The organism is Burkholderia sp. Bp9012 (genome assembly GCF_003853825.1).
Taxonomy (GTDB): Bacteria; Pseudomonadota; Gammaproteobacteria; order Burkholderiales; family Burkholderiaceae; genus Burkholderia; species Burkholderia diffusa.
Genome location: NZ_QTQA01000022.1, coordinates 115,229 through 126,661, shown reverse-complemented (window position 1 = coordinate 126,661; position 11,433 = coordinate 115,229). Strand labels below are relative to the sequence as shown.

Annotated in this window: 13 protein-coding genes; 7 read left to right on the top strand and 6 right to left on the bottom strand. The window is 66.8% G+C overall.

The genetic code is table 11. The annotated features are described in order from the left end of the window. Positions 1-139 precede the first annotated feature (139 nt). Together DIE11_RS26940 and DIE11_RS26935 are read right to left on the bottom strand one after the other, a co-directional pair. Complete coding sequence (locus DIE11_RS26940) at positions 140-1,894, bottom strand: ABC transporter permease subunit (protein WP_124628265.1); 1,755 nt, start codon at positions 1,892-1,894, stop codon at positions 140-142. An 80-nt stretch (positions 1,895-1,974) separates the two neighbouring features. Then, entirely contained in the window at positions 1,975-2,199 is a 225-nt protein-coding gene (locus DIE11_RS26935; protein WP_260437183.1) for a phosphate transporter, read from the bottom strand. A 255-nt stretch (positions 2,200-2,454) separates the two neighbouring features. On the opposite strand from DIE11_RS26935, the gene DIE11_RS26930 reads away from it, so the two are divergent. The 3 genes from DIE11_RS26930 to DIE11_RS26920 all read left to right on the top strand — a co-directional run bounded on the left by DIE11_RS26930 (position 2,455) and on the right by DIE11_RS26920 (position 5,020). Continuing rightward, positions 2,455-3,399 (top strand): metallophosphoesterase, encoded by a 945-nt coding sequence (locus DIE11_RS26930; protein ID WP_059686111.1) that lies wholly within the window; start codon positions 2,455-2,457, stop codon positions 3,397-3,399. Between the two features lie 23 nt (positions 3,400-3,422). Then, the gene (locus tag DIE11_RS26925; RefSeq protein ID WP_124628263.1) at positions 3,423-3,764 is read left to right on the top strand and encodes a cupredoxin domain-containing protein; all 342 of its coding nucleotides are present in this window, start codon (positions 3,423-3,425) and stop codon (positions 3,762-3,764) included. 116 nt (positions 3,765-3,880) lie between these two features. Continuing rightward, on the top strand, positions 3,881-5,020 hold the full coding sequence (locus tag DIE11_RS26920) for a patatin-like phospholipase family protein (RefSeq protein ID WP_124628262.1): 1,140 nt from the start codon (positions 3,881-3,883) through the stop codon (positions 5,018-5,020). A 27-nt stretch (positions 5,021-5,047) separates the two neighbouring features. Here DIE11_RS26920 and DIE11_RS26915 read toward each other — a convergent pair whose 3' ends face one another. Continuing rightward, positions 5,048-5,752, bottom strand: coding sequence for an SDR family oxidoreductase (locus tag DIE11_RS26915; protein WP_124628260.1), 705 nt, complete (start codon positions 5,750-5,752; stop codon positions 5,048-5,050). Positions 5,753-5,873: 121 nt separating this feature from the next. On the opposite strand from DIE11_RS26915, the gene gcvA reads away from it, so the two are divergent. The 3 genes from gcvA (at position 5,874) to DIE11_RS26900 (ending at position 8,359) form a co-directional block, all read left to right on the top strand. Further along, positions 5,874-6,773, top strand: a complete 900-nt coding sequence (gene gcvA / locus DIE11_RS26910; protein WP_124628258.1) for a transcriptional regulator GcvA — start codon at positions 5,874-5,876, stop codon at positions 6,771-6,773. 144 nt (positions 6,774-6,917) lie between these two features. Next, positions 6,918-7,226 carry a helix-turn-helix transcriptional regulator gene (locus DIE11_RS26905; RefSeq protein ID WP_059449595.1) on the top strand — a complete coding sequence of 103 codons (309 nt, stop codon included), beginning with the start codon at positions 6,918-6,920 and terminating at the stop codon, positions 7,224-7,226. Positions 7,227-7,297: 71 nt separating this feature from the next. Then, the gene (locus tag DIE11_RS26900; protein WP_124628256.1) at positions 7,298-8,359 is read left to right on the top strand and encodes an alkene reductase; all 1,062 of its coding nucleotides are present in this window, start codon (positions 7,298-7,300) and stop codon (positions 8,357-8,359) included. Between the two features lie 15 nt (positions 8,360-8,374). On the opposite strand, the gene DIE11_RS26895 is transcribed toward DIE11_RS26900, so the two are convergent. Then, positions 8,375-8,902, bottom strand: a complete 528-nt coding sequence (locus DIE11_RS26895; RefSeq protein WP_124628254.1) for a GNAT family N-acetyltransferase — start codon at positions 8,900-8,902, stop codon at positions 8,375-8,377. 83 nt (positions 8,903-8,985) lie between these two features. Between DIE11_RS26895 and DIE11_RS26890 the strand changes: the two genes are divergently transcribed. Next, positions 8,986-9,597, top strand: a complete 612-nt coding sequence (locus DIE11_RS26890) for a LysE family translocator (RefSeq protein WP_124628252.1) — start codon at positions 8,986-8,988, stop codon at positions 9,595-9,597. Between the two features lie 90 nt (positions 9,598-9,687). Here the strand turns inward: DIE11_RS26890 and DIE11_RS26885 are convergent, their stop codons facing one another. Further along, positions 9,688-10,116, bottom strand: coding sequence for a hypothetical protein (locus DIE11_RS26885; protein ID WP_124628250.1), 429 nt, complete (start codon positions 10,114-10,116; stop codon positions 9,688-9,690). A gap of 390 nt (positions 10,117-10,506) precedes the next feature. Further along, positions 10,507-11,427 carry a phosphatidylinositol-specific phospholipase C gene (locus DIE11_RS26880; protein ID WP_185633826.1) on the bottom strand — a complete coding sequence of 307 codons (921 nt, stop codon included), beginning with the start codon at positions 11,425-11,427 and terminating at the stop codon, positions 10,507-10,509. Positions 11,428-11,433 lie beyond the last annotated feature (6 nt).

The window sequence follows — 11,433 nt, the reverse complement described above, 5'->3', positions numbered from 1 at the left end:
AGTTCGCCCTGCGTCTTGTTGAAGCCGCGGCAGACGTGATCCACGCGCAGGATTTCCTCACCGAGGCGCGGCGGCTGAAGCGGCTGGGACGTCTGGACGGGGGCGTTGATTACGGTCGAATTTTGCATCGCGCTTACTCTCAATCGAGACGGAGCCGGGATTCAGCATAGGCATACATCGGACGCCACAGCAGGCGGTTGAACAGGGTAACGAACAGGGACATCACCGCGATGCCCAGGATGATCTTCGGGAAGTCGCCGGCGGCGGTCGTCTGTGCGATATACGAGCCGAGGCCGTGCGCGACGACCTTCGTGTCGCCCCACTGCACGAACTCCGACACGATGCTCGCGTTCCACGCGCCGCCCGACGCGGTGATCGCGCCGGTCACGTAATACGGGAAGATGCCGGGCAGGATCGCCTGGCGCCACCACTGCCAGCCGCGGATGCGGAAATTCTTCGTCGCTTCCTTGTAGTCGTTCGGATAGGACATCGCGCCCGCGATCACGTTGAACAGGATGTACCACTGCGTGCCGAGCACGATCAGCGGCGACAGCCAGATGTCCGCGTTCAGATGGAAGTGGACGATCACGATCACGAACACCGGAAACAGCAGGTTCGCCGGGAACGCGGCAAGGAATTGCGCGAGCGGCTGGATCTTCTCGGCCAGCGCGGGGCGCAGCCCGATCAGCACGCCGAGCGGCACCCAGATCACGGACGCGATCGCGATCAGCACGATCACGCGCAGCAGCGTGATCAGCCCGAGCATCAGCACGTGGCCGACCTCGCTCATCGTCACGCCGGTCGCGACGAAGCTGACGACGCGCCACGCGACGTACGCGGTCAGCACGATCACGAATGCGCCCCACACGATGTCGCCGATGCGCGACGGGCGATGGCTCGCTGCGCCACGCGCGCCGATACCGCCGAACGACGGCACGCGCAGCGGAATCCGCGCGGCCTGCGACAGCAGCCAGCCGGCCGGCACGAGCAGCTGATGAATCAGGTGCGTGCGGCGCATCATGTCGAGCAGCCAGGATTGCGGTGCGTCGCCCGACGCGGTGTTCTCCATCCGGAACTTGTCGGCCCATGCGACGAGCGGGCGGAACAGGAACTGGTCATAGGCCAGGATCACGACCGACATCGCAACGATTACCCAGCCGACCGCGCCGATGTTCTTGTCCGAGATGGCTTGCGCGAGATATGCGCCGATCCCGGGCAGCGTGATGGTCTGGTTGCCGACGGTGATCGCCTCCGACGCGACGACGAAGAACCAGCCGCCCGACATCGACATCATCATGTTCCAGATCAGCCCCGGCATCGAGAACGGCACCTCGAGCTTCCAGAAGCGCTGCCACGACGTCAGGTGGAAGCCGCGCGACACTTCGCTCAGGTCGCGCGGCACCGTGCGCAGCGACTGATAGAAGCTGAACGTCATGTTCCACGCCTGGCTCGTGAAGATCGCGAAGATCGCCGCGAGCTCGGCCCCGAGCACGCGGCCCGGGAACAGCGCGAGGAAGAACGTGACCGTAAACGAGATATAGCCGAGCACCGGCACCGACTGCAGGATGTCGAGGATCGGGATCAGCACCATGCCGGCGCGGCGGCTTTTCGCGGCGAGCGTGCCGTAGACCAGCGTGAACGCGAGCGACGCGATCATCGCGGCGAGCATCCGCAGCGTGGTGCGCAACGCGTATTCGGGCAGGTTCGACGGATCGAGCGAGATCTTCTGCGTCTGCAGGGTCGCGATCGGCGCCATCGTCTCGTGAAAGCCGACGATCGCCATCGCGAGTATGCCGATCATCAGCGGAAACGCGACCGCATCCCAGCGGTTGGGAAGCACGCGCCACGCGGACGCGTTGGCGGTGCGATTCGGATTGAAGAAGCGGATATCCATCGGTAGCGTCTTGGTCGAATTGAAAATCGATGGGACCGGCCGCGTGCCGCGCGGCCGGGTATGGCATCGGCCGGCGCGGCTCAGAACAGCTTGTGGAGCGCCAAGTACAGTGCCGCCGACTGCGCGACGAAGAGCAGCACGGTCGGCAGGACCGAACTTTCCTTGACCAGACCGGGATCCGCGCTCGGGTGAGCGCCGACGTGGACGATGCCGCAGGCAACGATCGGAAAGAGCGACGCGAGACTGATGGTGCGCGTGCTCCGACCGCCCGCACCGCTGGTTTCCGTTGCCGCGGGATTCGGCATGAGGGGCTCCGGATAGATGATTCGGTGTCGCAGGCTATCGGGCGAACATGACGCAAACGTGACGTGTCACTTACAGGACATTGACGGGCCATCCATCAGCGCTCCGTCAGCGATCCGCAAGCATCGAACGGCCGCGTCAGGCCTCGCAAAGAAGCGGGAATAAATCCGTCGCCGCATCGGTATGGAATGCGAAGGCGCCGGCTAATTCCAGGACGATCCGGCCGTCCGGTTCCGTCATACGAATGCGAGGCTTACATGTCTTCATCGACTCCCACCCGCCCGTCGCGCCGCAAGGCCCTGCAATGCATGGCGTTCGGCGGCCTCGGCACGCTGTTTACGCTGTCGGGCGGCATCCTGACACCGTTCGATCTCGCGCTCGCGCAAAGCGGCGCCGCACTCCCCGCGAATGCGGGCCGGCCGCTGTTCGTGCAGATCAGCGACACGCACATCGGCTTCAACAAGGACGCGAATCCCGACGTCGCGGCCACGCTGCGGCAGACGATCGATCTGGTGAACGGGATGCCCGCCGCGCCCGCGCTCGCGATCCATACCGGCGACATCACGCACCTGTCCAAGGCGGAAGAATTCGACCACGCGTCGCAACTGCTGTCCGCACTGCGCGTGCCCGAGTTGCACACGGTGCCCGGCGAACACGACGTGACCGACGGCTCGGGCGCCGAATATTTCAGCCGGTTCGGCAAGGCTTCCGACAACCGTGGCTACTACAGCTTCGATCACGCGGGCGTGCACTTCGTCGCACTCGTCAACGTGATGCATTTCAAGCCCAACGGGCTCGGCAGCTTCGGCGATGAACAGCTCGCGTGGCTCGCGCAGGATCTGAAGGGACAATCATCGAGCACGCCGATCGTCGTGTTCTCGCACATGCCAATGTGGACCATCTACGAGCCGTGGGGCTGGGGCACCGGCGACGCGCCGCAGACGATGGCGCTGCTGCGCCGCTTCGGCTCGGTCACCGTGTTGAACGGGCACATCCACCAGATCGTGTCGAAGGTCGAGGGCAACGTGACGTTCCACACCGCGCGCTCCACCGCGTTCCCGCAACCGACCGCCGGCAACGGCCCGGGCCCGGTGCCGCTCACGGTGCCGCGCGACCGGCTGCCCGCGATGCTCGGCGTGACGACCGTCGACTTCGCCGGCCATCCCGTCGCGGCGTCGCTGCACGACACGACGCTGGCCTGATGCCGATACACAAGGAGACCGACATGACCTTCCTGAAGCCCTCGACGCTGGCGGCCGCACTGATCCTGAGCGCGGCCGCCGTCGGCACGCCGCTCGCCGCGTTCGCGCAGACCCCGGCCGGCCCGCTCGTGACGATCCACAATTTCATGTTTTCGCCGATGTCGACCACGATCAAGGCCGGCACGACGGTCACGTGGAAAAACCTCGACGCGGAGCCGCATACCGTCGTCAACGACGCGGGCATCTTCCACTCGAAAGCGCTCGACCAGGACGAGACCTACTCGTTCCGTTTCGACAAGCCGGGGGTCTACAAGGTGTTCTGCGGGATTCATCCGTACATGAAGGAGACCATCACCGTGGAATGACGCGGCGCACCGCAAGGTCCCGCGAGCATCCGGCGCCGCGGACGCTGCCCGACGATCGCCTACACTGGTTCCATCCGGCCGGCACCCGCCGGCCGTCACCGAACACGAGGCAAGCGATGACGGCAAGTCAACCCGCACATCCGAAACTGCCGGGCCAGGTCGTGCTCGTGCTCCAGGGCGGCGGCGCGCTGGGTGCCTACCAGCTCGGCGTATTCGAGGCGATGGAGGCGGCGGGCATTCAGCCCGACTGGGTCATCGGCACGTCGATCGGCGCGATCAACGCGGCGCTGATCGCCGGCAACGCGCCCGGACACCGCGCGCAACGAATGGCCGAATTCTGGCGACACGTCACCGAACGGCCCGCCGTGAACGTGCCGGGCTTCCCGACGAGCTGGGACAAGATCGGCTCGGAACTCGCGGTCATCGGCGCGGGCCTCCCGGGATTCTTCCGGCCGAATCCCGCCGCCTGGCTCGGGCCGCTGGCGCGGGTCGGCGTCGAACGCGCGTCTTACTACGTGGTCGAGCCGCTGCGCGACACGCTTGCGTCGCTCGTCGATCTCGACCTGCTGAACGCGGGCCGGCCACGACTGACCGTCGGCGCGGTCAACGCGTGCACGGGCACGATGCGTTATTTCGATTCGCGCGACCGGCCGCTCGGCATCGATCATGTGATGAGCTCGGGCGCGCTGCCGCCCGCGTTCCCGGCCGTGCGGGTCGACGGCACGCCCTACTGGGACGGCGGCATCTACTCGAATACGCCGGTGGAGGTCGTGCTGGACGACGCGCCGCGTCGCAGCTCGATCATCTTCTCGGTGCAGATGTGGAATCCGGTCGGGCCGGAGCCGCAAAGCATCTGGCAGGTGTCGGAGCGGCAGAAGGACATCCAGTACGCGAGCCGCACGGACAGCAACATCGCGCGGCAGCAGCAGATTCACCGGCTGCGCCACGTGATCCGGGAACTGGTCATGCGGCTGCCGGAGGCGGAGCGCACGTCGGCCGATGTGAAAGCACTCGCCGCATGGGGCTGCCAGACCACGATGCACGTGATCAAGCTCGCGGCGCCCCGGCTCGACGGCGACGATCAGTGGAAGGACATCGATTTCACACCCGCCGGCATCGTGGCCCGCCGGCAGGCCGGGTTCGACGCGACGATGCAGGCGATCGCCGCGCGGCCCTGGGATCTGCCGATGGACCCGACGGAAGGGCTCAGCGTCTGGAGTCCGGAAGAAAACCGGATCGGCGAGCGGCACAACTGATGCCTGGCGTCGCGCGCCGCCTTCCGCTTACAGCGCGCGCACGATCCCGCCGTCGACGCGAATGTTCTGCCCGGTGATGTAGCCGGCGCCTTCCGACAGCAGGAACGTCACGGTCTGCGCGATCTCCTGCGTCCTGCCGAAGCGGCCGGCCGGAATGCGGGCGACGATCTCGGGCGTCGCCGGCCAGCTGTCGATGAAGCCGGGCAGCACCGAATTGATGCGGATGTTGTCCTTCGCATACCGATCGGCATACAGGCGCGTGACCGAACTCAGCGCCGCGCGCAGCGCGGACGACACCGGCATCGCCGGCTCGGGCGCGTCGGCCGCGAAGCTCGAAATGTTGACCACCGCGCCGCCGCCCTGCTTCAGGAACACGGGCGTCACCCGGCGCAGCACGCGAACGACGTTGAGCACGATCAGGTCGAGCCCTTCGTGCCACTTGTCGTCCTCGATGGCGAGCAGGTCGCCCTTCGGCGGATGCCCGGTGTTGTTGACGACCGCGTCGATGCGGCCGTACTTCGCGAGCGTCCCGTTCACGAAACGCTCGATGTCGGCGTCGTCGGTGACGGATCCCGCCATACCCAAACCGCCGAGTTCCGCGGCAAGCTCGACCGCGCTGCCGGACGGCGACATCAGCGAGACGCGATAACCGTTGCTCGCAAGATCCCGCGCGATCGCGGCGCCCATGCCCTTGCCCGCCGCCGTCACCAATGCCACTTTCTCTACAGTCATGCTGTTCTCCCGAATAGGTCGGCTCAACGCCGCGATCGTCGTGCTGAAGCGCCACTCTAGGACTCTATAATCGCCTTGTCGAACGATGATTTCTCCACACACACTGTAGATTTTCTACTGCATGAAGGCTCTGTCGCGTACCCGTCGCCTCCCGCCGCTCAATGCGCTTCGCGCGTTCGAGGCCGCCGCGCGCCACCTCAATTTCCGGCTGGCCGCCGACGAACTCGGCGTGACCCAGGGCGCGGTGGCGCAGCAGGTCAGGCATCTGGAGGACGTCGTGGAGATTCAGCTGTTCCGGCGGCTGCCCAGGGGGCTGGCGCTGACGCGCGAAGGGCTCGAGTACTTTTCGTCGGTCCAGCGCGCGCTGCAGATAATCGCCGATGCCACGGACGCACTGGGCCAGCGTCCCATGGTCCTGACGGTCAGCACGACGCCGTCGTTCGCGTCGAAGTGGCTGATCCCGCGCCTGTCGGACTTCGGTCGCCTGCATCCCGACATCGAGGTTCGCGTCATCGCCGACGAGCGCCTTGCGTCGTTCCGTGCCGACGGCGTCGACATCGCGATCCGGCTCGGCAAGCCCGCGTTCCCGGCCGGCCTGGTCGCGGAATTGCTGTTTCCGCTCGACATCTTCGCCGTCGCCAGCCCGAAACTGCTCGAAAGCGGCCCGCCGATCCGCACACCCGCAGACTTGTCGAAGCATGCGCTGTTGCACGACGCGCACGACCTGTGGCCGGAGTTCATCGAGAAGCTCGGCGGAAAGGGGCAGACCGATCCCACGAAAGGGCCGCGGTTCAGCCAGTCGCTGCTCGCCATCGACGCCGCCGTCGCGGGTCAAGGCATCGCGCTGACCAGCGAGCCGCTCGTCGAACGCGATATCGCGGAAGGCCGGCTGCGCCGCGTGTTCGATTTTTCGTTTCCGATGTCGCTCGGGTTTTACGTCGTCTTTCCGCAGGCCAATGCCGATTCGGAAGCGCTCGGGGCCATGCGCCGCTGGCTGTTCGCGCAATACGGGGGCGCGTGATTCGCTGATGCTTCGACCGATGAACAACCCCACTTCCATCAGTGCCTTCATGCATATCGCAACTTTCCGATATATGATTCGCCCATCGACGATACCCGCTTGCACCGGTTTTCCGGACGAACGCCCCAAACACCACACCCTTCCATGCCGACCGAACTCGACATCGACGCGATCCTGAAAGCGCTTTCGAACCCCGTGCGCCGGGAAATCCTCGTCTGGCTGAAAACGCCGGGCGCGCATTTCCCGGAGCAGACGCTGCCGTACGACCACGGCGTCTGTGCCGGGCAGATCGACGCGCGCTGCGGGCTGTCGCAGTCGACCGTCTCCGCGCACCTCGCGACGCTGCAGCGCGCGGGGCTCGTGACGTCGACGCGGATCGGCCAGTGGGCGTTCTTCCGGCGCAACGAGGCCGTCATCGATGCATTTCTCGACGCCCTGCGCCGTGAACTCTGACCCAGGCCATGCGGGCCGCACGCCGCGCACGACGCGGCGGTAATCCCGCCTTTCTGAAAAGGTTATCTGCCATGCCCACTCTGTTCGATCCCGTTACCCTCGGCGACCTGACCCTGCCGAACCGCGTCGTGATGGCGCCGCTCACCCGTGCCCGCGCAGGCAGCGCGCGCGTGCCCAACGACCTGATGGCCCGCTATTACGCCGAGCGTGCGTCGGCCGGCCTCATCATCAGCGAAGCAACCTCGGTCACGCCGCAGGGCGTCGGCTACGCGGACACGCCGGGCATCTGGTCCGACGAGCAGGTGGAAGGCTGGAAGCGCGTGACGCAGGCCGTGCACGCGGCCGGCGGCCGCATCGTGCTGCAGCTCTGGCACGTCGGCCGGATTTCGGACCCGGTGTTCTTGAACGGCGACCTGCCGGTCGCGCCGAGCGCGATCGCCGCCGGCGGTCACGTGAGCCTCGTGCGGCCGCCGCGACCGTTCGTGACGCCGCGCGCGCTCGAACTGGATGAAATTCCGGGCATCGTCGCCGCATACCGCAAGGGCGCCGAAAACGCGAAGAAGGCCGGCTTCGACGGCGTCGAGATCCACGGCGCGAACGGCTACCTGCTCGACCAGTTCCTGCAGGACAGCACCAACCACCGCACCGACGCATACGGCGGCCCGATCGAGAACCGCGCGCGCCTGCTGCTCGAAGTGGTCGACGCAGCGATCGACGTGTGGGGTGCGGGCCGCGTCGGCGTGCATCTCGCGCCGCGCGGCGACGCGCATACGATGGGCGATTCCGACCCGGCCGCGACGTTCGGTTACGTCGCGCGCGAACTCGGCCGCCGCAAGATCGCGTTCATCTTCACGCGTGAATCGTATTCGGGCGACCATCTGAGCCCGCGTCTGAAGGAGGCGTTCGGCGGCCCGCTGATCGCAAACGAGCAATTCACGCTCGAATCGGCGCAGGAGACGCTCGCGAGCGGTCACGCCGACGCGATCGCGTGGGGCAAGCTGTTCATCGCGAACCCGGACCTGCCGCGCCGCCTCGAACTCGGCGCACCGCTGAACAAGCCGGTGCCGGAGACGTTCTACGCCGAAGGCGAAACGGGCTACACCGACTACCCGGCGCTCAGCGACGCGGCCTGACGGGCGGCGACGCGTTCATGCGCGCACGTGAGCGCGCATGAACACGCGCTGCGTCTCGTCGAGCCCGCGTGCCACGTGATGCGCGCGAATCGCGCGCAGCGTGTCGTCGAGCGATGCGTCGTCGATGATGTCGAAGCCGAGGCGCGCGTAGTACGGCGCGTTCCATGGCGCGTCGCGGAACGTCGACAGCACGACCTGTGCGATGCCGTCCTGCGCGGCGCGCGTCATGATCCGTTCGATCAGGCGCGCGCCGATCCGCTGCCCCGCGTGCGACGGCGCAACATCCAGTTCCTCCAGATAAAGCCGCCGCGCATCGAGCAGCCGGTAGAACGCAAAGCCCACGCACGTCCCCGCTTCGTCCGTCGCGACATACGCGCGACCGTCGTCGATGCGCATGCGCACGTCGGCCGCATCGGTCGGCTCGCCTTCGGCGATGTCGGGCATGCCGATGTCGCGAAAGCGCTGCGCGGCGGCCAATTCCACGGCGGCCATCGCGGCCGCGTCTTCCCGCGTGGCGGGACGAATCCGGATCGATACTGTCATCACGACGAGGTAGGCAGGCGGGAACGGCCGTCACTATAATCGAAACTTCATACGTTTCGAACGCCCTGCCCACGAGGTCCGTCATGACGCTGTCCGCGCTCGCCGTGTTCGCCATCGCCCTGCTCGTCACCGCCGGCACGCCCGGCCCGAGCGTCGCCGCGCTCGTCGCGCGCGTGCTGACGAACGGCGTGCGAGACGTGCTGCCGTTCCTCGCCGCGATGTGGATCGGCGAGGCGCTGTGGCTCACGCTGGCGGTTGCCGGGCTGTCCGCGTTCGCGCGCACGTTCGCGACGGGCCTGCTCGTGCTGAAGCTGCTCGGTGTCGCGTACCTGCTGTTTCTCGCGTGGAAGATGTGGACCGCGCCGACCGACACAAAGGCCGGCGACCTGCCGCGCGGCCAGTCGCCGTGGCGCATGTTCGTCGCGGGCACGCTGGTCACGCTCGGCAATCCGAAGATCATGCTCTTCTATCTCGCGCTGTTGCCGACGATCGTCGACCTGACGCATGTCGGTATCCTCGCGTGGACCGAGCTCGTCGGCACGATGCTCGCGGTCCTGATCCTGGCCGACTGCTTCTGGTCGCTGCTCGCTTCGCGTGCGCGTGCGTTCCTCACGTCGGCACGCGCGAAGCGGATCGCGAACCGCACGAGCGCGACGGCAATGGCCGGTGCGGCGGTGGCGATCGCGACGCGCTGAACGGCACGGCCGCACGCGCATCAGCACGACGCCACGTCGTTGCGAAACGGGGCGGACCGCCGCGTCCGCCCGTCAGCGCACAACAGCGCGTTACGGTGTCCCGGCGCTGCAGCAATACGCGAGCAGGAACGTCGCGGTGCCCGGGTCGCCCTGCACGATCGCGCGCATGTCGCCGTTCAGCTTCGCCATCGCTGCCGTCACGTAATCCGGCGCGGGCAGCTTCGCCGTATTGAAGTCGTGTACCGCAACCGCGACCGGCTTGTTGTCCTTCGTCTTCGGCGATGCCAGCGCCCGGTCTTCCGCGGCGAATCGCTGATCGCGCGTGGCGACTGCACCGACCTGCCCCGCGCAATAGCCGTGCGTTCCCGACATGATGTGAATCGTGTGACCGTCACCGCTCAATCCGGACGCGATGGTATTCAATGCCGCTGCGACGTCCCTGACGTTGCACGGGCCGTGAAAGCCCCAGATCTGCACCGCGTTCGGGGTGCCCTTCATGATGTTGACGAGCGTTGCCATGACCTCTCTCCTTGCAGTACTGCGTCGTGGACAGTTCGCGGCGAAGCAGGCTCTACTTTCCACGACGACGTTCATGGGCCGGCGCGATGCCGGGCATACAGTGCCCGTTGCCTCCCGCCGAGTTGAGAAACATCCGGATATCCGCGACGGACTCGATCGAACCGCGCCCGCCACGAACGGTTCAACCTTATCCATCGGCCTCGGTTCGCAACATGGACCGCTCGTCATACATTCGGCAACGTGCCGATCTTCACGGGAAGCGGAGGTCCCGCCACATGCCGCGCAACAGCAGGCGCAGGCATGCAGCGGGCCGCAGGCTACGTATCAGCACCGACGCGCAAGATTTCGGTCGCGCAACCTTCCACCAAACGCCCGCCCTGCCAGTCTTCACTAGCACCCCGCCAGCCTGCGCCCATCACCCGGCTCGCGCACGTGATCGTTGCATTCGACCAGCGCCCGCACCAACGCCCAGTCATCGTCGTCGCAGAAATCGAGCAGCATCGCGCCACACGAACCCCGTTGCTCGCGCAACCGCGCCGCGAGCCGCGCCTGAATCCCCTGCACCCTGCCGTCGCCGCGCGCGACCACCGAAGGATTCGCGCCCATCCCCGTACCGCTGCAGAAATTGATCGCCCAGCGGCCGCTTTCCGGCGACGGCATGCCGGTCAGCAGCGCATCGATCACGCGCCACTTGTAGTTGATCGACCCGGCAACGGGCACGCGGTATTCGTCCTGGATCACGAACGCCGCATCGGGATGATCGATCGTGAAGGTCGCGTTGTCGGGCCACGCGGTCAGGTCGATGCCCAGCGGCCGGCTGCTGCGGAACCGCCGCAACAACACCACCGCACCGCGCACGTCGCCGAGCGCCGGCAGCGCGCCGCCCGCATGCCAGTGCAACCGCGGGTGCCGCGCACGATGCGCGTCGAACGTCGCATCGAAACTGCGCGTGCACGCCTGCGCGGGCCATTCGTCCTTCACCGACATCACGATGCATTCGCGCGGATGCGCATCGAGAAAGCGCGTACAGTCCGCGAGCACGTCGTCGAACGACATGCCGAGCGCGATCCCGCCGTGATGGATGTCGAACGCATCGCACCGGTGCCGGCAGCGGATGTCGAGCAGCCGCACGCCGTGCGCGAGCTGCGCGGCGAGCGGTGCGCGCTGCGTGCGCACGAGCGGATCGTCGACCGTATACGCACAGGTGTCATGGCTGCCCGGTAGGGTCAGCGTATGCAGCGGCCGCGCGTCGTCGAGCGCCGACATCCAGTCGGCCAGCGGCGTGGAAGCTTCGTATCGCGAAGGGATCATGAATCG